Here is a 19004-nt window from a genome sequence, read left to right as displayed (position 1 = left end):
AGCCGCTTAGTTTAGGGCATCCTTCAGGGTCTTGCCAGCCTTGAAGGCCGGAACCTTCGAAGCCTTGATCTTGATCGTCTCGTTGGTGCGCGGGTTGCGACCAGTGCGGGCAGCGCGCTTGCGCACAGTGAAGGTGCCAAAGCCAACCACCGACACATCGTCACCCTTCTTCAGCGCCTTCTGCACGGTCTCGAAGAAAGCCTCGAGCGCGCGACCGGCGTCAGCCTTGGTGAGTTCGGCCTTCTCGGCAATGGCATTGATCAGATCGGTTTTATTCATTGAGTCACTCCCTTAAACGATTATGCGGCCCGCGTGGTCAGTCTGGGACGAGACAACGCCGACTTAGATGGTTGGCTACCGATTGGCGCCGTCCCGCGACCCCGCATCGCTGCGCTTCCAACATCGCGCGAGGATTGCGGTGCCGCCCTTTATACCAGTGCCCTATGGGGTCCGCAATACAAGCAATACCAAGGCTTTCAGGGTTTTTGAAGCTTACGCGGAAGCACTTGCATTACATGTTATGAAACGTTACGCGATGCACTAACTGCGGACATCCATCACACAAAAAGGTGACATGCCTGCGGCATGCCACCTTCTGCTTTTGCGGAACTCAAAATGAGATCAGTGAGGACGCACCGCCGTCTCGGTTGACTCTTCGTCGATCGGCGCCTCGACCGTCTTCGTTGCCTCCTGCTTGACCTGCAGGGGCTGCAGAGGACGCTCCAGCGCGATATCCAGCACTTCGTCGATCCAGCGTACCGGATGGATATCCAGCGAGCCGGTGATATTGGCCGGGATATCCGCAAGATCCTTCTTGTTGTCTTCCGGGATGATTACGGTAGTGATGCCGCCACGGTGCGCCGCCAGCAGCTTCTCCTTGAGACCGCCGATCGGCAGCACACGGCCGCGCAGCGTTATCTCGCCGGTCATCGCCACTTCGGAGCGTACCGGCACCTTGGTCAAAGCGGAGACCAGTGCCGTGCACATGGCGATACCTGCGCTGGGGCCGTCCTTCGGCGTCGCACCCTCCGGTACGTGAATATGCAGGTCGAGCTTCTGATGGAACTCCGGATCGATACCCAGCCGTTCGGCACGAGCGCGAACCACCGTGAGCGCCGCCTGGATCGACTCCTTCATGACGTCGCCAAGCTGGCCGGTATTCACCAACCGCCCTTTGCCGGCAACCACTGAAGCCTCGATGCTGAGCAGATCGCCGCCGACCTGGGTCCAGGCCAAACCCGTGACCAGGCCAACTTCGTTCTGAAGCTCCTTGCGCCCGAAATCGAAGCGGCGAACACCCAGATAGTGCTCGAGATTGGACGAATCGACCTTGGCATGACCCGGCGCCGGCTTGGCCTTGGATTTGGCCGTCTTTGCGGCCGAAGCCTTGGCCTTCACCTTGCTCTTCTTCAGCTCGCCAAGGGTCAATTCCTTTACTACCTTACGGCAGATCTTGGATATCTCGCGCTCCAGATTACGCACACCCGATTCGCGCGTGTAATAGCGCACGATGTCGCGCACGGCATCCTCGGACACGCTCAACTCTTCCGACTTCAGCCCATTTGCCTTCAACTGTTTGGGGAGCAGGTATTTCTGCGCAATCGCCAGCTTCTCATCTTCGGTATAACCCGGGATGCGAATGACCTCCATGCGATCGAGCAACGGGCCAGGAATATTGAGCGAGTTCGCCGTAGCGATCCACATCACCTCGGACAGGTCGAGATCGACCTCCAGGTAATGGTCATTGAATGCGTGGTTCTGTTCCGGATCGAGCACCTCCAGCAATGCCGAAGACGGATCGCCGCGGAAGTCCATCGACATCTTGTCGATTTCGTCCAGCACGAACAGCGGGTTCTTGGTCCCGATCTTGTTCATGTTCTGCACGATGCGTCCCGGCATCGAACCGATATAGGTACGGCGATGGCCACGGATTTCAGCCTCGTCGCGCACACCGCCGAGGCTCATGCGGACGAATTTGCGGTTGGTTGCCTTGGCGATTGACTGACCCAGCGAAGTCTTGCCGACACCGGGCGGACCGACCAGGCAGAGGATCGGACCCTTCATGGCGTTCACACGCTGCTGCACGGCCAGGTATTCAAGGATGCGCTCCTTGACCTTCTCCAGGCCGAAGTGATCGGCGTCGAGAACGTCCTGCGCGAGCTGCAGATCCTTACGCACTTTGCTGCGCTTCTTCCACGGCACACCGACCAGCCAGTCCAGGTAGTTGCGCACCACCGTGGCCTCGGCCGACATCGGCGACATCTGGCGCAGCTTGCTGAACTCCTGGCGCGCCTTGGCCAGCACGGCCTTGGGCATGCCTGCCTGTTCAATCTTCTTCTGCAGCTCTTCGATCTCGTTCGGGCCTTCCTCGCTCTCGCCGAGCTCTTTCTGGATAGCCTTCATTTGTTCGTTGAGGTAGTACTCGCGCTGACTCTTCTCCATCTGCGACTTCACGCGACCGCGGATGCGCTTCTCTACCTGCTGCAAGTCCATCTCGCCATCGACCAGGCCGATGAGCAGCTCCAGGCGCTGACCGACATCGGAAGTCTCGAGCACTTTCTGCTTATCAGCCATGCGCACGGAAAGGTGCGCCGCGATGGAGTCCGCGACGCGCGATGGGTCGTCGATGCCCGACAAGGTCGCCAACACTTCCGGCGGCAGCTTGCGGCTTTGCTTCACCAACTGCTCGAACAGCGAGATCAACGTGCGCGATACCACATCGAGCTCACGTTCTTTGTTGCTGTAGACGGGCTCGATGACGCGCGACGTCGCCATCAGCATACCGCCGTCTTCCTGATACTTCTCAACGGAGACGCGTGCCTGACCTTCGACCAGCACCTTTACGGTGCCATCGGGCAGCTTCAGCAATTGCAGCACACCGGCGAGCGTACCGATCTCGTGCAGATCGGCCACAGCCGGATCATCGATGTCAGGGCTCTTCTGCGCTACGAGGAGGATCTGCCGCTCACCCTCCATGGCACGCTCAAGCGCGCGCATCGACTTGTCACGGCCGACGAAGAGCGGGATGACCATGTGAGGGTAGACCACCACGTCGCGCAGCGGCAGTACCGGCAGGGCGTCCAGCGCGGCTCCGCTGGCGACAGGAAGGGGGGCATTTTTTGCCATGTAAAAGGTCCCTCGGGGAGTAATGCGACTACGCCCCGACACTGCGCCGGAGGCATCTTTCCGTCAAGTGGAGGTGAGGCTGCTTCCACACAAGTGCAGATAGCTTCGCGGAAAACAAAAACGGCCCCGGCGCAATGCCGGAGCCGCTTCGTTCAGGCTATGGCCGGTTTTCAGGCGGCGTCGCCGCCCTCACCTGCTACGCGCTGCTGCAGATTGCCGCGGTAAATCAGATAAGGCTCAGCCTGACCATTGATCACCGCATCATCCACGACCACCTTGCTGACATGCTCTAGCGAGGGCAGCTCATACATGGTGTCGAGCAGCACCTGCTCCAGGATGGTGCGCAGGCCACGAGCGCCCGTCTTGCGCTTGAGTGCTTTGCGGGCGATCGCCTGCAGAGCCTCCGGACGGAACTCCAGCTCCACGCCTTCCATCTCGAACAGTTTCTTGAACTGCTTGGTGACGGCGTTCCTCGGCTCGGTCAGGATCTTGACCAGGGCCGGCTCGTCCAGCTCGTCGAGAGTAGCAACCACCGGCAGGCGGCCGACAAACTCCGGAATCAAACCGAAACGCACAAGGTCAGCAGGCTCTACATCAGCCAGCACCTTACCCAGGTTTTCGGTGCGCTCCTTGCTGCGCACTTCGGCCGAGAAGCCGATACCCGTGGTTTCGGAGCGCTGCTGAATCACCTTCTCCAGACCGGCGAATGCACCACCGCAGATGAAAAGGATGTTCTTGGTATCGACCTGCAGGAATTCCTGCTGCGGATGCTTGCGACCGCCCTGCGGCGGCACCGAGGCCAACGTGCCCTCGATCAACTTCAACAGCGCCTGCTGCACGCCTTCGCCCGACACGTCGCGAGTGATCGACGGGTTCTCGCTCTTACGCGAGATCTTGTCGATTTCGTCGATATAGACGATGCCCGACTGCGCCTTGTCGACGTCGTAGTCGCACTTCTGCAGCAACTTCTGAATGATGTTCTCGACATCCTCACCCACGTAACCAGCTTCGGTCAGCGTGGTGGCATCGGCGATGGTGAACGGCACGTTGAGCAGACGGGCCAGCGTTTCCGCCAGCAGCGTCTTGCCCGAACCGGTCGGACCGATCAGGAGAATGTTGGACTTGCCGAGCTCGATTTCGTCGCTCTTCGAGCGCGACTCCATACGCTTGTAGTGGTTGTACACCGCCACCGCCAGCGCCTTCTTGGCGCGGGTCTGGCCGACCACGTACTGGTCGAGCGTCTCCATGATCTCGCGCGGCTTGGGCAGCTGGTTTCGCCCGGAGGCGGCCTTCTCCTCCAACTCCTCGCGGATGATGTCGTTGCAAAGCTCCACGCACTCGTCGCAGATGAACACGGAAGGACCCGCGATCAGCTTGCGCACTTCATGCTGGCTCTTGCCGCAGAAGGAGCAGTAGAGAATCTTGCCGCTGTCGTTGGAACGGCCCTGCCGCTCGTCAGTCATGCTGTAACCCTGCTGTAAATCGGTTGCGAGGCGAGAATAGCACAGGGTTCCGCGTCCGATTCCAGACGCAGAACCCGGCTTTCAAGCTCTATAACGGCCGCAAATCAGGCCGACTTGACCGTCTCGACCGCCCGGCGGTCCAGCACCTGGTCGATCAGGCCGTACTCACGGGCGGCCTCGGCGCTCATGAAGCGGTCGCGCTCCATGTCCCGCTCGATCTTGTCGAGCGGCTGGCCCGTGTGTTGCACATAGATGTCGTTCAGGCGGCGACGCAGGTACAGAATTTCCTGCGCCTGGATTTCGATATCGGTCGCCTGGCCGCGGGCGCCACCCGACGGCTGATGGATCATCACGCGCGAATTTGGCAGCGAATAGCGCTTGCCCTTGGCACCAGCCATCAACAACAGCGAGGCCGCACTGCAGGCCTGGCCGATACACATGGTGCTGACGTCGGGCTTGACGAACTGCATGGTGTCGTAGATCGCCAGCCCGGCGGTGACCGCACCGCCCGGGCTGTTGATATAGAGATGTATGTCCTTGTCCGGATTTTCCGATTCAAGGAACAGCATCTGCGCGACCAGCAGGTTGGCAACCTGATCGTTGACTTCGCCGACGAGGAAGATGACACGCTCCTTCAGCAGGCGCGAGTAGATGTCATACGAGCGCTCGCCACGAGCGGTCTGCTCGACAACGATAGGTACCAGGTTGAGGTTCTGGATCTGATCCATGGCCATGCTTGTCGCTCTCCGGTTGATGGGCCTGATCTTATACGCCTCAGGCACTGACCGGGCGCATGACCTCGTCGAAGCTCAGGGTTTCGTCGGTGGTCTTGGCGTTGTCCGCCACCCACACGGCCACCTGGTCTTCCATCACGCGGTTCTGCAGCCCGGACATCAATTGGGGGTCGCCGTTATAGAGTTCAATGACCTTCTCCGGCTCCTCGTAGGTCGAGGCAATCGCGGCCAGCTGCTCGGCGACGCGGGTGCGATCGAGCTTGAGCTCCTGCTTGCGGGCGATTTCGCCCATCAGCAGGCCTGCGATAACGCGCTTGCGCGCGATCGGGGCGGCTGCCTCGACCAATTGCGGCGGCGGCTGCTGGCCACGCGGCACGCTGCCGGCAGCAAGGTTCTGGGCTTCGGACTGCACCATCACCTTCGGCACATCCAGCTCCGGATGGGCGTCGGCCAGCTTTTCGGCCACTTCTGACTTCAGGCGCGCCATCAGGGTCGCCTTCAGTTCGCGCTCGAGGTTGGCGCGCACTTCCTTGCGGAAATTGTCCAGATCGCCGTCGGTGATACCGAACAGCTTGGCGAACTCAGCGTCCACGGTCGGGAGCTTGGGCTCCTGCACCTTGACGATCTTGAAGCTGACCTGGGCGGTCTGGCCGGCCAGCTTTTCATTGCGGAAATCCGCCGGGAAAGCAATCTCGCTCTCGAAGGAGTCATCGGCCTTGCGACCGATCAGCGCCTCGTCTAGCGCCTTGAACAGGGTGCCCGAGCCCAGCACGCTACCGGCGCGCTCCAGACCTTCGGTCGGGAAACGGTAGTCACCGGCAACGGCGGCGTACTCGAACATCACGAAATCACCCTCGGCGGAGGCACGCTCCACCGGATCGAAGCTGCGGCGCTGCGCGCGCAGGGTCTCGATCATCTTCTCGATATCGGCATCGGTCACTTCAGCCACCGGGCGCTTGATCTCCAGCGCGGCCACGTCGACCTCCGGGAACTCCGGCATGATCTCGAAGGTGGCGGTATAGGTGATCTCGCCGTTCTCCGGGCGGCCGGTGGTATCCACCGACGGGTTGGCGATCGGGCGCAGCTTTTCCTGCTCCACCGCCTGACGCAGCGTGGTACCGATGAGGTCGGACAGCACTTCGCCGCGAACCTGGTCGCCAAAGCGCTGCTGGATCACCGTGGTAGGCACCTTGCCCGGACGGAAACCCTTCAGGCGCACAGTGCGGCCCATTTCTGCGATACGCGCAGTCACCTGCGTCTCGAAGCGCTCTGCGGGGAATTTCACCGTGAGCTTGCGCTCGAGCTTGCCGACGTTTTCAACCGAAACCTGCATGACGTCTCCTGGAGTACCTGAAAGTGCGCCCGTCACAGGCGCCGGCGGCCCCCGGCCGCCTGCAAAAACAAAGGGATGGTGCGAAAGGCGGGACTCGAACCCGCACGGGATTAACCGCCAGAACCTAAATCTGGTGCGTCTACCAATTCCGCCACTCTCGCATCAGCGCAACCGTGAGGAGATGCCCACAAGCCACGGATTTCAAAGGGGATTACCGCGAACATCAAGCCCGCGCTCGCCTCCCGCCCCGTATCCGAGCACCTCGCCCTAAGTCGATGATTCCCTTACACGAAAGCGGGCCATTTTACGGTTGCGTGCGGCGGCAACACAAGGGAATCCGCCACGTCCCGACTCATGCAGCGAAGGCCTTGAGCGAAAAGTATTTTTCAGCGGAAAACTCAAAGCTCCCGCAACACGCGGAAGCCGACACGGCCGTTACGCACGCTGCCGTCCGCCCCCTGACGATAGGCCGAACGCACTTGCTCAGGCGAACTTCCCCACGAGCCGCCACGCACCACACGCACTGAGCACCCGGGATTGACCCAGGCAGCACCGTCCAGCGGCGCCCGCACATAGTTGTCATGCCAGCAGTCCTGAACCCACTCGGACACGTTGCCGTCGATGTCATACAGGCCATACGGATTGGCCTCGAAACTCATCACGGGCGCGGGTCCCCAGTAACCATCGCGGTAATTGGCGAAAGCATTGCTCCAGCGCCGCCCGCTCTGCGAACGGTCACCGCTGCCGGTGAGGTTCTCCACCTTGCGCGGTGGTGTGCCGTTACCCCACCAATAACGCGTGGTCGTGCCACCACGTAGCGTGTACTCAAATTCCGCCTCGCTGGGCAAACGATAGCGCTTGCCGGTGCGCTGGCTGAGCCAGTCGGCATAAGCCTTGGCGTCGTTCCACGAGACATTCACCACTGGCAGCTTGTCATCACTGGTGTTGCGGCCGGCGTAATCGCTCTGCCAGGTAGCGTCAGGATCGTCGCGAAGCGCACCGCTGCGCTCGTCGTAAACACTGGCTCCGCCCAATTTCACTGAATCCGGCTGGTAGCTGCTGGCGCGCACGAATTCGCGGAACTGCCCGATGGTGACCTCAGCACGCGCCATGGCGAAGCCTTTGGCGATGGTCACCTGATGCTGTGGCGATTCCGAATCGCTGCGCCCCGTTTCATCGTCACGCGCTCCCATGGCGAAGTTGCCGGTGGGCACCACCACCATCGCTGGCGTCTGCCCCGGCAGATCTACGTAGCGGTCGTTGAAAACCTGCCCCGGCTTGTAGCTGGCGTACAAACGGGCATTGGTCAGCCGCTCCTGAAAATCGTTGAGCCCGGGAACATCGGCGCTGAGCTCCTTGGCCTGCTCGGCGAGCTGCTGCGCCAACGCCAGGTTGCCGGCGTCAAGCGCGGAGCGTGCCTGTGCCAACACCCCGCTGGCGCGCTGATGGCGAATCCCGTCGACACGCCCCTGCACATCCTGCAACTGCTGCGAACCGGGCAGAATCGCGCCCGCTTCGGTCAGCGCATCGCTTGCATCCTTGAATTCGTTCTGCGCCACTGCGGCCAGCGCACGATCGAGCACCGCACGCTGCACCTGGGAAATACCCTGCCCCGCCACGGCATTCTCGGGATCGAGCTGCTGGACATCCCGATACAGTTCCAGTGCGTTATTGCCCTTCGGCTGATCCACCTTGCCCTGCTGCAGCAGGCTCGCCGCCTTCGCCAGCATCGGGCGCACTTGGGCCAGGGTCTTCAGCTTGGTTTCGAGCTGGGTCACGTCATCCTGCGCATTGGGCAGCGTCTTGAGCGACCCGAGCAACTCACCGGCCGACTCGGCATCACCCACCGCGATGTCCTGACCGATCTCCGCCACTAGCCGCGCACGCACCTCATACATACCTTGCGCGGCCCGGCGGCTATCCGGCTTCAGCTTGAGCGCTTCGGCATAAAGTGCGGCGGCGCCGTCCTTGTCGCCCACCAGTTGACCGGCACGCAACGCCTTCCCGGCACGATCGAGCAGCGCCTCCACCTCCGGCGTATCGGCGCTGAGCTGCTCAGGCAGGTGCGCATTCTTGTTGCCCATGCGGGCAACGATCACATCGGTTGGCGCCAGGGTCAACGGCGGTCCCGCATCAAGCTCTGCCTGCGCACCCGCCGTCGCCTGAAGACGCGCTCCATTCGACGACGCCGACACCGGCCCCAGGTTCATCCCGCGCTGTGTCGCCACCCGCGTGGGATCGACATGAAACACGCGCGGAAAAAAGTGATAGACCAGCGCCATGCCAAGCACGACTACGCCAACCGCTCCACCCATGGTGCGCTGTCGTCGTACGGTTTCCTTGCTCGGCATGGTTGGGCGTCCTTGGGCGGCCTGCTATGGTGCTTCGCTAAACATAGGCACAAACCCCTGACAGGACAATGAGCGACATCACCTGTCAGGTATTCCAAGGAAGCTTGAATGCAACTCCCCACCACGCCGGCCGCGGACTGGATCACCAGTCGCGACGCACTCGAGCAGTGGCTCGCCGCCTTGCCCGCCCACGCCTCGCTCGATCTCGACACCGAGTTCATGCGCCGGAACACGTTCTATCCGCAGCTGGCCTTGTTGCAGCTCGGCTGGCAGGGGCGTTACGCACTGGTCGATCCGCTCGCCTTCGACATCGGCGATGCGTTACGCCCGCAACTTGGCCAGGGCGACACCATCACAGTGATGCACAGTGCCAGCGAAGATCTCGAAGCCCTGGCGCCACTGCTACCCGGCGGCCCGCGGCAATTGTTCGACACACAGATCGCCGCGGCGTTCACCGGTATGGGGTTAGGCATCAGCTACCGCGCGCTGGTCGCGGAACTGGTCGGCGCTGAACTCGACAAGGGCGAAACACGTTCTGACTGGATGCAGCGACCCCTCACCGAATCCCAGCGTGCCTACGCAACACTGGACGTGGTCTATCTCGCCCCCGTTCACGAACAGCTGGCCGAGCGATTGGTCCAGCGCGACCGCAGCGCCTGGCACGCCGAAGATTGCGAGCGCCTCAAACGCCGCGCCTGTTTCCGAGGAGGCGACCCGCAGCCGCAGCAAGGTTTTCGCGGCGCTGCCGAATGGCAGCCGGCACAACAGGCAAGGTTGCGCCGCATCCTGCAATGGCGCGACCAGACCGCACGCCAGCTCGACCGACCGCGCCCCTGGCTGCTCGAAGATGCCCTCGCCATGAACCTGGCCCAGCAGCCACCACTCAATGCCGCGGACCTCGAGCAGCGCAGCCGTGGCCAGCGTGCTTTGCGTACACCTCAACGCGGTGAACTGTTCGACTTGCTCGCCCTGCCGATCACCGACGACGACATCGCCGCTACGGCCGCCATTCCCGGCACACCGCAAGGCGATGCCAAGAAATCCCTGGCGGCCATGAAAGATCAGGTTGACGCGCTCGCCCTCGAACTCGACCTTCCCGCCGGCCTGCTCTGCCCGCGCAAAGCGCTGGAGGAATATGTGGTCACCTGCCGCTGGCCCGACTTCCTCGAAGGCTGGCGCCGCGAGCAGCTGCATGACCGCCTTGCCCGTCTGCTGCCTGGCTGAGATTCGCGCCAGACCAGGGGCTTGGCGGACACTGGACGCCGCTGCTAACATTCGCGGCTCGCGTGGGGCGGTAGCTCAGCTGGGAGAGCGCTGCGTTCGCAATGCAGAGGTCGGGAGTTCGATCCTCCTCCGCTCCACCAATCCTATCCAGCCAGAACGGCGCTCCGCTTGCGGAGCGCCGTTTTGTTTTAGGCGCTCCCTGCGTTCTCTACATCACCATGTCTATACGGCGCAGCGACAGGCCTTACCGCTCGCCTAGACATCGCCACGGCGCTGTAACGTAGCCCCCGCACCCTGCCGACATTCCCGTCGAGGACTGCCTGAGTGCGTCTTAGCTTTCCCGTTTCCGGCCAGCGTCCCCATCCTATGCTGGTCAATCTGCTGGCCGGCAGCGCGGCTTTCCTCGCTTATGCGTCGATGTATGCATTCCGCAAGCCGTTCACCGCGGCGGCATTCGAAGGCATGCACTTCGCCGGTGTCGATTACAAAGTGTGGCTGGTGATCGCACAGGTGCTGGGCTACATGCTCAGCAAATTCCGCGGCATTACCTGGATCGCTGAGATGCAGCGGCACAGCCGCGCTCGCGCGCTGGCGGGACTGATCGGTTTCGCTTGGCTGGCGCTGTTCGGTTTCGCCGTGCTGCCGGCGCCATGGAATATTGCCTGTCTGTTCCTCAACGGCCTGCCGCTGGGCATGGTGTGGGGCGTAATCTTTGGTTACCTGGAGGGACGCCGGGGTACCGAAATGATGGCGGCCTTCATGTGCGCCAGCTTTATCGTCGGCTCCGGCGTAGTGAAGTCGGTCGGCATGTGGCTGATGGTGAGCCATGGCGTGAGCGAATTCTGGATGCCCTTCGCCACCGGCATGCTGTTCGTGCCGCTGCTGTGCCTGGCCGTGTGGATGCTCGAACACCTGCCCGCCCCGGATGCCGCCGACATTGCCGCACGCCATGCGCGCGTGCCAATGGATGCCACCACGCGTCGTGCTTTTCTCGCCCGCTTCCTGCCTGGCGTCGCGATGATCGTGGTGGCTTATGTCGCGCTCACCGTGGCGCGCGACTTCCGCGACAACTTCGCGGCCGAAATCTGGACCGATCTCGGCCGCGGCGGCAACGCCTCGGTCTTCACCGAAACCGAAGTGCCGATCGCCATTGCCGTGCTGCTGATCACCGCCTGCACCATGCTCGTGCGCGACAACTTCAAGGCGCTGATGCTCAACCACCTGCTGATCTTCAGCGGCTTCGCCACGGCCGTGCTGGCCACCTGGCTCCATCGGCGCGGGCTGATCTCGCCACTGGGCTGGATCGGCGGCAGCGGCTTCGGTCTCTACTTGGCCTATGTGCCGTACAACTCCACCTTCTTCGAACGCATGCTGGCCACCTTCCGCGTCACCGGCAATGTCGGCTTCGTGATGTATATCGCCGACGCCAGCGGCTATCTGGGTAGCGTGACAGTGATCCTCGCCAAGCAATTCGGCGGCATGCATCTGTCATGGGCCGCGTTCTACGGCGATACGGTGGTGACACTGTCCACACTCGGCATGGTGGTCACGCTCACCTCGGCAGCGTATTTCCGTGCCAAGGCGCGGCGCGCGCGTTTCCCGATGGGGCTGCCTACACCAGCCTGAAGCGAATGCCTGTGGACGGCCGGCCCGATCGGCCCGCGCTCGCTCGACAAAACCCGCCCCATCACGCGGGGCTTTCGCGCACAGGGTGCGCTCCTACATGATGCAAATCCTCCCCAAGCCTGGAGTGTCCCGTGCATCGCCTCTCCGCTTTCTGCTGCGCTCTGTTTGGTTTGCTTGTTGCGTCCACAGCCTTCGCGAGCGACTCGCCTGCGGGTATCCGTCATCTCAATCCGCTCGGCCTGTCCAAACCGACGGGCTATACCCACATCGTCGAAGTCCCGAACAGCGGCCGCACCATTTATATCGCTGGCCAGATCGCGCTGGACGCGCAGGGAAAACTGGTCGGTGCCGGCGATTTCGCCGCACAGGCTGACCAGGTCTTCGCCAACCTCAAGACCGCACTGGAAGCCTCAGGCGCCAGCTTCGACAACGTCGTGAAGCTCAATATGTACGTCACTGACATGTCGAAACTGCCGGCACTGCGCGCCGCTCGCGACAAATACATCAACACGCAGCAGCCACCGGCCAGCACGCTGGTGGAAGTCAACCGACTTGCAAAAGAGGGACTGCTGCTGGAAGTGGAAGCCGTGGCTGTAGTACCGCGCTAAGACTCAAGCACGCCCTGGCGTTGCCGGATCGCTTCCAGCAACGCCGCACCCGCATCGGCGAGACTGCTTTCGTTGCGGATCACCAGCGCATCGGCCGGCACGCGATAGGCCTCGCTGCGCGCCAGTCGCGCGGCAATATCCGCCTCGCTTTCGCGCCCCCGCGCCGCAAGGCGCTTTGCCATGCAGGCGTGGCTGGCCGTGATCAATACGGGCCTGATATCTGGAAAGCGTTCGTAGGCTTCCTCATAAGCACCACGCGAACCATTAACCAGTACATCAGCGCCGCGCAGCAACCACTGCTCCACTTCACGGCCAATGCCGTAGTGCAGGCCGTGCGCCCGCCAGGTCAGCACAAACAAGCCGCGCCGCTCGCGCGACTCAAATTCCGCCTCGCTCAAAGCAACATGATTTTCCCCACCGGCATGCGCCGGCCGCGTGATATAGCGATGCGCACACAACACCCCATGCGAGATGCCGTGTTCGCGCACCCAGCCCAGCACGCTGTCCTTGCCGGCACCGGAAGGTCCCATCACGTAATACAAGCGTCCACCACTCATGCTGCCTTCGCTCCCTGCAGGGCGATCCGTTCGATCAGGTTGAAAGAAGACCCTGGTGATATCTCACCGCAGATCGCCAGTGCGTCCACTCGTGCGGCGCCGAGCGCCCCGACACGCGGAGCCAGCCATTCGCGCAGGCGTTGTTCTTCGGGCGCAGTGGCCGGCGCCGAAAGCGTCATATGAAAGCGATAGCGATCAAGCACGAAGGGATATCCGTAGCGTTGCAATAACAGGTGTTCGGTGGCGTCGATGCCCACAGCGCGACGCTGGAGTGCTTCAGCCGGCGGCGGAGCCCGTAAGGGCTCAAGCGCATGCAGGCATGCCTCCGCCAACGCATCTACCGCTGCGCTGTCGCCACGGGGGCGCAAGGCGAGAAAGCCGGCAAGCCGGTCGAGCTGAAGCGATAAATCGAAAGCCGGCATCGCCGTGGCGACCGCTGCCACTGCATCACGCAAGGCGGCGTATGACGCCCCTTCAACCAACTCAAATGGCGCCCTCAGTGTGGCGTGCCAGCCATAACGACGCACGTCGGCAAGCAACGCATCGCTGCGCTCGGCGTCCAGCACGGGCAGACCTTCTCCCGCCTGCGCCAGCCAGGCGCTGCCCAATTGCCCCAGCTCGCTGTCCTCGGCCGGGCAGTAGTAAATCGCGTAGCGCATCAATCGTCCGCCATCAGTACCAGTTGCACCCAGTCGCCGGAGAAGCGTGTGATGCCGTATTGCACCGGCACACCACGCGTATCCGCATTGATCGACAGCACATGCAGCACGGGCCGGTTGGATGGCTGCTTCATCAGCCGCGCCGTCTCCGCATCGGGCAGGCGCGCCGACACGCGCGTGTGCTTGCGCACGTAATCGCCGACGCCAAACTCGGCCAGGGTGCGCGTCACCGACTGCGTGCGCCGGTAGATCGCCGGCAGGCCGGGAAAACGCGCCGCCGGAAAATAAGCCGTGCTGTAGTCGACGATATGCCCATCCGCGTGACTCAAGGTCTCGATGCGGAACACATATTCATGGCGCCCCAGGCCCATCGCTTCGGCAACCTGGCTCGGCGCTACCTCTCGCGTATCGCTAAGGAACTCGATATCGGCCTCGATATTGAGATTGCGCATGTTCTGGGTGAAGCGCGTGCGCCGGCTGATCGCGTAATCCAGTGTCTGCTCCTGCACAAAGGTGCCGCGCCCCTGTTCCGTGCGCACCAGATTGCGCTGCTCCAGTGCGGCGATGGCGCGCCGCACCGTATGGCGGTTCACATCGAAGCGCTCCGCCAGCTCTTGCGCCGAAGGCAGTTGCTCGCCCTGGCGCACGCGCCCCTTGAGGATGTCGTCGGCGAGGATGTCGCCAATCTGGCTCCATAGCGCCACGCCTCTGCCCCGCTCGACCTCGCCCATACCACTCGCCTCGCTTGTCTATTCACCGTCACGGCAGCGGCACGTTGGCCTGCTGGAATGTTTCGCAACGGAGCCAGCCCTGCTGCGCTCCGCCCTGTCTAGATAACTAGACATTTGTGACAAACCCGGGAATAGACATGGACACCTCTCCACACCTGGCGCGCCCGCAATGGATGTCGTTGCTGGCACAAGCCGAACCGGCCGAACTGGCCGCGGCCATGGCGCCGTTCGCGCCGCCGGCCCACGCCACCTGGCTGCGCCCGCCGCAGACCGGTCTCTATATGCTGCGCGGGCGTATCGGCGGCACCGGCCCCCAGTTCAATCTGGGCGAAGTCAGCGTCACCCGCTGCAGCGTGCAGATCGATGGCCACATCGGCCACGCCTGGGTGCGCGGCGGCAACACGAAACATGCCGAACTGGCGGCCTGCGCCGATGCCTGGCTGCAGGCCAGCGACAAACATCCGCAGTTGAGTGCGCAAGTACTGGAACCATTGCGCCAGTCGCTGCAGGCGCGCCGCGAAGCAGCCAGCCGTAAGGCGGCGGCCAGCAAAGTGGAATTCTTCACCGTGGTGCGGGGCGAATGATGCTTGCCGCTTTCACTCATCCCGTCTTCGACAGTCAGCGCAACTTCCGCGAATTGCTGCAAGCCATGGCGCGCCCGGCGTCACCGCGCACCTTGCCGGTACTCGCACCCGCACCTGTCCCGGCCACACCAGCTGCCATGGCCATCCTGCTTACGCTTTGCGATACCAGCACCAGCGTGTGGCTGCAGCAGGCGGACGAAGCACTGTCCCAGCATCTGCGCTTCCACACCGGCTGCGGGCTCGTGCAGACACCGGTCGAAGCCGATTTCGCACTCATCACCGATCCCACCACGATGCCGCCGCTGGATACCTTCGCGCTGGGCGATCCACGCTATCCCGACCGTTCGGCCAGTCTGATCGTGCAGGTAGAAGCGTTCCATGCCAACACCGGTCCGCGCTTTGCCGGCCCTGGCATTCGCGACGTCGAGCGCGTGCGCATCGACGGCCTGCCTGAGCGTTTCTGGCGCGAACGCGTGGCGCTTGCTTCACGACTGCCGCTGGGTATCGATCTGTACTTCGTCGCTGCGCAAAACATTCTCGCGTTGCCGCGCACGACCCGTCAGCTGGAGGATTGAATGTACGTTGCCGTGAAAGGCGGCGAGCGCGCCATCGCCCGTTCGCTGGAATTGCTCGCCGAAGCGCGCCGTGGCGACACCGCCGTGCCGGAACTGGAGCTGGCGCAGATCCGTCAGCAACTGCGCCTGGGTGTGGCGCGGGTGATGCAGGAAGGTTCGCTCTACGACGAAGACCTCGCCGCACTTGCCATCCGCCAGGCCGCGGGCGACATGCAGGAAGCCATCTTCCTGTTGCGCGCCTACCGCACCACGCTGCCGCGGTTCGGCTACTCCGAACCGCTGGCGACGCAGGCTATGCGCGTACGCCGCCGTGTCTCCGGCACCTTCAAGGACGTCCCGGGCGGACAGGTGCTTGGCCCCACCTACGACTACACGCAGCGCTTGCTGGAGTTCGGCGCGTCGGCCGCAAGCAACACCGTCGAAGCCGACGAGCCTCTCGCCACCACCATGCCGCGTGTGCTCGACCTGCTCGATGCCGAAGCCTTGATCGAGCGCATCGATCCCGGCAGTGACCCGGAACCCACCGACCTCACCCGCGATCCGCTGATGTTTCCCGCCGACCGCGCCACCCGTTTGCAAAATCTTGCGCGCGGCGACGAAGGCTTCCTGCTCGGCATGGCCTACTCCACCCAGCGCGGCTATGCAGAAAGTCATCCGTTCGCCGGCGAAATCCGCATGGGCGAAGTCGACGTGCTGATCTGCCCGGAGGAACTCGGCTTCGCCATCGAGATCGGCGAAATCACTCTGACCGAGTGCCAGATGATCAATCAGTTCCACGGTGGCAACGGCGTGCCACCGCAGTTCACACGCGGCTACGGCCTGAGCATGGGCGAAGGCGAACGCAAGGCAATGGCGATGGCCCTGGTCGACCGCTCGCTGCGCTGCGATGAACTGGGCGAACCCGCCTACGCACCGGCGCAGAACCAGGAGTTCGTGCTGTCGCATTCGGACAACGTGGAAGCCTCCGGCTTCGTGCAGCACCTGAAGCTGCCGCACTACGTGGATTTTCAGGCCGAGCTGTCGCTGCTGCGCACACTGGCCGCGCAACAACGCAAGGCCGCGGGAACGGAGGCACTGGCATGAGCACGCCGTACAACTTCGCTTTTCTCGACGAAAACACCAAGCGCATGCTGCGCCGCGCCCTGCTCAAGGCCGTCGCCATTCCCGGCTACCAGGTGCCGTTCGGCAGCCGCGAAATGCCCCTGCCCTACGGCTGGGGCACCGGCGGCATCCAGGTCACGGCGGCCTTGCTCGGGCCTGACGACGTGCTGAAAGTGATCGACCAGGGTGCCGACGACACCACCAACGCGGTCAACATCCGCCGCTTCTTCGGCCGCGTGGCCGGGGTGGCCACCACCGAGCGCACCGCCGACGCCAGCGTGATCCAGACCCGCCATCGCATTCCTGAAATACCGCTGCGAGAAGATCAGCTGTTGGTATTCCAGGTGCCCGAACCCGAACCGCTGCGCACCCTGGAACCCCGCGAGGCAGAGACACGCACCATGCATGCGCTCGCCGACTATGGATTGATGCACGTGAAGCTGTACGAAGACATTGCTCAATACGGGCACATCGCCACCAGTTACGACTATCCCGTGATGGTGGACGGGCGCTATCTCACCTCGCCTTCGCCCATCCCGAAATTCGACAACCCCAAGCTGGACCGCTCGCCCGCCTTGATGCTGTTCGGCGCCGGCCGCGAAAAGCGCCTGTACGCGATCCCGCCCTACACCCGCGTGGAAAGCCTGGCCTTCGACGATCATCCGTTCGAGATTCAGCGCTGGGAACATCACTGCGCCCTGTGCGGTGCCGGCGACAGCTATCTCGACGAAGTGGTGGTGGACGATCGCGGCACGCGCATGTTCGTCTGTTCCGATACCGACTACTGCAGCCAGCGCCGCGACGACGCCACCGAGGAGGCTGCATGAGCGCCCTCCTTCAAGTGCGCGCACTGAGCCATCGCTACGGCCGCCGCATCGGCTGCGAAGACGTCAGCTTCGACCTGCATCCGGGCGAACTGCTGTGCATCGTCGGCGAATCCGGTTCGGGCAAATCGACCCTGCTCAACACCGTGGCGGCGCAACTGGCTCCCACCTCCGGCGCGGTCCGCTACCACCAAAAGAACGGCGACTGGCTCGATCTCGGCGCGCTGAGCGAAGCCGACCGCCGCCGCCTCGCTCGCGAGGAATGGGGTTTCGTCACGCAGAATCCGCGCGACGGCCTGCGCCTCAACGTCAGCGCCGGCGCCAACGTCGCCGAGCGCTTGATGGCACTGGGCCAGCGCGACTATGGCCGCCTGCGCGACATCGCACGCGGCTGGCTGGAGCGCGTGGAAATCGATCCCGCGCGTATCGATGACGCACCTACCGGCTTCTCTGGCGGCATGCAGCAGCGCCTGCAGATCGCCCGCACCCTGGTGACGCAACCGCGGCTGGTGTTCATGGACGAGCCCACGGCCGGCCTCGATGTGTCGGTGCAGGCGCGCATCCTCGACCTGCTGCGCCGGCTGGTCAACGAACTGGGGCTCGCCGCGATCATGGTCACCCACGATCTCGCTGTGGCGCGCCTACTCGCCGCACGCACGCTGGTGATGCAGGGCGGCCGCGTGGTGGAAAGCGGCCTCACCGACCAGATCCTGGACGACCCGCAGCATCCCTACACCCAATTGCTCGTTTCCTCGGTGCTCACCACATGACCGCTTCCCTCTCTTCACCGGCCATGCTCGAACTCCGCGGACTGGCCAAGTCCTTCGAACTGCATCAGCAGCACGACACCCGGCTGGATGTGCTCGATGGCATCGAGCTCACTCTGCATGCTGGCGAATGCGTGGTGCTGTCTGGTCCCTCCGGCGCCGGCAAAAGCACCTTGCTGCGGGTGATCTACGCCAACTACCGCAGCAGCCGCGGCGCGGTGCGTGTGCGCCACGCCGGCGAGTGGCTCGATCTGGCCGAGGCTACGCCGCATCAAGTCCTGGATGTGCGGCGCCGCACGCTTGGCTACGTCAGCCAGTTCCTGCGCGTGATCCCGCGCGTGCAGGCACTGGATATCGTCGCCGAACCGCTGATCGGTGCCGGCGTCGCGGTAGAAGAAGCGCGGCAGCGTGCCGGCGCACTGCTGCACCGGCTGAACGTGCCGGAGCGCCTGTGGCCGCTGCCGCCGGGCACTTTCTCCGGCGGCGAGCAGCAGCGCGTGAACATCGCGCGCGGACTGATCGTGCATCGCCCGCTGCTGCTGCTGGACGAACCCACCGCCTCACTCGACGCCGAAAACCGCCAGGTCGTCGCCCAATTGCTGGAGGAAGCTCGCCACGCCGGCGCCGCCGTGCTCGGCATCTTCCACGACGAGGACATGCGCGACCGCGTTGCCACGCGTCTATTTCCGATGCGCCCGATGGCACTGGCCTGAATCCATCCAATCGACGAACCCATACCGA

Annotated in this window: 18 protein-coding genes and 2 tRNA genes; 10 read left to right on the top strand and 10 right to left on the bottom strand. The window is 63.3% G+C overall.

Annotated features, from left to right (window positions below):
• Positions 1–6: 6 nt before the first annotated feature.
• The 7 genes from BM338_RS19885 to BM338_RS19855 form a co-directional block, all read right to left on the bottom strand.
• The gene (locus BM338_RS19885; protein WP_019465590.1) at positions 7–279 is read right to left on the bottom strand and encodes an HU family DNA-binding protein; all 273 of its coding nucleotides are present in this window, start codon (positions 277–279) and stop codon (positions 7–9) included.
• 342 nt (positions 280–621) lie between these two features.
• A complete protein-coding gene (gene lon / locus BM338_RS19880; protein WP_090454121.1) occupies positions 622–3126 on the bottom strand; it encodes an endopeptidase La in 2505 nt (834 codons plus the stop codon).
• Between the two features lie 170 nt (positions 3127–3296).
• Positions 3297–4589 carry an ATP-dependent Clp protease ATP-binding subunit ClpX gene (gene clpX, locus BM338_RS19875; RefSeq protein ID WP_090454119.1) on the bottom strand — a complete coding sequence of 431 codons (1293 nt, stop codon included), beginning with the start codon at positions 4587–4589 and terminating at the stop codon, positions 3297–3299.
• 104 nt (positions 4590–4693) lie between these two features.
• The gene (clpP, locus tag BM338_RS19870) at positions 4694–5323 is read right to left on the bottom strand and encodes an ATP-dependent Clp endopeptidase proteolytic subunit ClpP (protein ID WP_090454117.1); all 630 of its coding nucleotides are present in this window, start codon (positions 5321–5323) and stop codon (positions 4694–4696) included.
• A gap of 40 nt (positions 5324–5363) precedes the next feature.
• Entirely contained in the window at positions 5364–6656 is a 1293-nt protein-coding gene (gene tig, locus BM338_RS19865; RefSeq protein WP_090454115.1) for a trigger factor, read from the bottom strand.
• A gap of 76 nt (positions 6657–6732) precedes the next feature.
• Positions 6733–6817 (bottom strand) — tRNA-Leu (locus BM338_RS19860).
• Positions 6818–7054: 237 nt separating this feature from the next.
• Positions 7055–9007 carry a formylglycine-generating enzyme family protein gene (locus tag BM338_RS19855; protein WP_090454113.1) on the bottom strand — a complete coding sequence of 651 codons (1953 nt, stop codon included), beginning with the start codon at positions 9005–9007 and terminating at the stop codon, positions 7055–7057.
• A gap of 108 nt (positions 9008–9115) precedes the next feature.
• Here BM338_RS19855 and BM338_RS19850 point away from each other — a divergent pair, with 108 nt between their 5' ends.
• The 4 genes from BM338_RS19850 (at position 9116) to BM338_RS19835 (ending at position 12465) form a co-directional block, all read left to right on the top strand.
• Positions 9116–10231 carry a ribonuclease D gene (locus BM338_RS19850; protein WP_090454110.1) on the top strand — a complete coding sequence of 372 codons (1116 nt, stop codon included), beginning with the start codon at positions 9116–9118 and terminating at the stop codon, positions 10229–10231.
• Between the two features lie 64 nt (positions 10232–10295).
• Positions 10296–10371: transfer RNA gene (locus tag BM338_RS19845), tRNA-Ala, on the top strand.
• A gap of 184 nt (positions 10372–10555) precedes the next feature.
• Positions 10556–11857 (top strand): DUF5690 family protein, encoded by a 1302-nt coding sequence (locus BM338_RS19840; protein ID WP_255367392.1) that lies wholly within the window; start codon positions 10556–10558, stop codon positions 11855–11857.
• 131 nt (positions 11858–11988) lie between these two features.
• The gene (locus BM338_RS19835; RefSeq protein ID WP_218156398.1) at positions 11989–12465 is read left to right on the top strand and encodes a RidA family protein; all 477 of its coding nucleotides are present in this window, start codon (positions 11989–11991) and stop codon (positions 12463–12465) included.
• On the opposite strand, the gene phnN is transcribed toward BM338_RS19835, so the two are convergent.
• From phnN to phnF, 3 genes are read right to left on the bottom strand one after another with little or no spacing between them, the layout of a single operon-like run.
• Complete coding sequence (gene phnN, locus BM338_RS19830; RefSeq protein WP_090454105.1) at positions 12462–13022, bottom strand: phosphonate metabolism protein/1,5-bisphosphokinase (PRPP-forming) PhnN; 561 nt, start codon at positions 13020–13022, stop codon at positions 12462–12464. The two genes, BM338_RS19835 and phnN, sit on opposite strands and share 4 nt — an antisense overlap.
• On the bottom strand, positions 13019–13681 hold the full coding sequence (locus tag BM338_RS19825) for a DUF1045 domain-containing protein (RefSeq protein WP_090454103.1): 663 nt from the start codon (positions 13679–13681) through the stop codon (positions 13019–13021). Before BM338_RS19825 ends, phnN begins: the two co-directional genes overlap by 4 nt.
• Entirely contained in the window at positions 13681–14412 is a 732-nt protein-coding gene (gene phnF / locus BM338_RS19820; RefSeq protein WP_090454101.1) for a phosphonate metabolism transcriptional regulator PhnF, read from the bottom strand. The genes BM338_RS19825 and phnF overlap by 1 nt, the downstream gene beginning before the upstream one ends.
• A 137-nt stretch (positions 14413–14549) precedes the next feature.
• Here phnF and phnG point away from each other — a divergent pair, with 137 nt between their 5' ends.
• From phnG to phnL, 6 genes are read left to right on the top strand one after another with little or no spacing between them, the layout of a single operon-like run.
• On the top strand, positions 14550–14996 hold the full coding sequence (phnG, locus tag BM338_RS19815; RefSeq protein WP_090454099.1) for a phosphonate C-P lyase system protein PhnG: 447 nt from the start codon (positions 14550–14552) through the stop codon (positions 14994–14996).
• Positions 14993–15571, top strand: coding sequence for a phosphonate C-P lyase system protein PhnH (phnH, locus tag BM338_RS19810; RefSeq protein WP_090454097.1), 579 nt, complete (start codon positions 14993–14995; stop codon positions 15569–15571). The genes phnG and phnH overlap by 4 nt, the downstream gene beginning before the upstream one ends.
• The gene (locus BM338_RS19805) at positions 15572–16654 is read left to right on the top strand and encodes a carbon-phosphorus lyase complex subunit (RefSeq protein WP_090454095.1); all 1083 of its coding nucleotides are present in this window, start codon (positions 15572–15574) and stop codon (positions 16652–16654) included.
• Positions 16651–17499 carry an alpha-D-ribose 1-methylphosphonate 5-phosphate C-P-lyase PhnJ gene (locus BM338_RS19800; RefSeq protein ID WP_090454093.1) on the top strand — a complete coding sequence of 283 codons (849 nt, stop codon included), beginning with the start codon at positions 16651–16653 and terminating at the stop codon, positions 17497–17499. The genes BM338_RS19805 and BM338_RS19800 overlap by 4 nt, the downstream gene beginning before the upstream one ends.
• Positions 17496–18266 carry a phosphonate C-P lyase system protein PhnK gene (gene phnK / locus BM338_RS19795; protein ID WP_090454090.1) on the top strand — a complete coding sequence of 257 codons (771 nt, stop codon included), beginning with the start codon at positions 17496–17498 and terminating at the stop codon, positions 18264–18266. The genes BM338_RS19800 and phnK overlap by 4 nt, the downstream gene beginning before the upstream one ends.
• Positions 18263–18976 carry a phosphonate C-P lyase system protein PhnL gene (gene phnL, locus BM338_RS19790; protein ID WP_090454088.1) on the top strand — a complete coding sequence of 238 codons (714 nt, stop codon included), beginning with the start codon at positions 18263–18265 and terminating at the stop codon, positions 18974–18976. Before phnK ends, phnL begins: the two co-directional genes overlap by 4 nt.
• The last annotated feature ends 28 nt before the right edge of the window (positions 18977–19004 follow it).

Source organism: Dyella sp. OK004, from assembly GCF_900114495.1.
In the GTDB taxonomy this organism is placed as follows: domain Bacteria; phylum Pseudomonadota; class Gammaproteobacteria; order Xanthomonadales; family Rhodanobacteraceae; genus Dyella_D.
The sequence above is the reverse complement of the archived record's forward strand: the minus strand, read 5'-3'. Positions and strand labels throughout refer to the sequence as shown.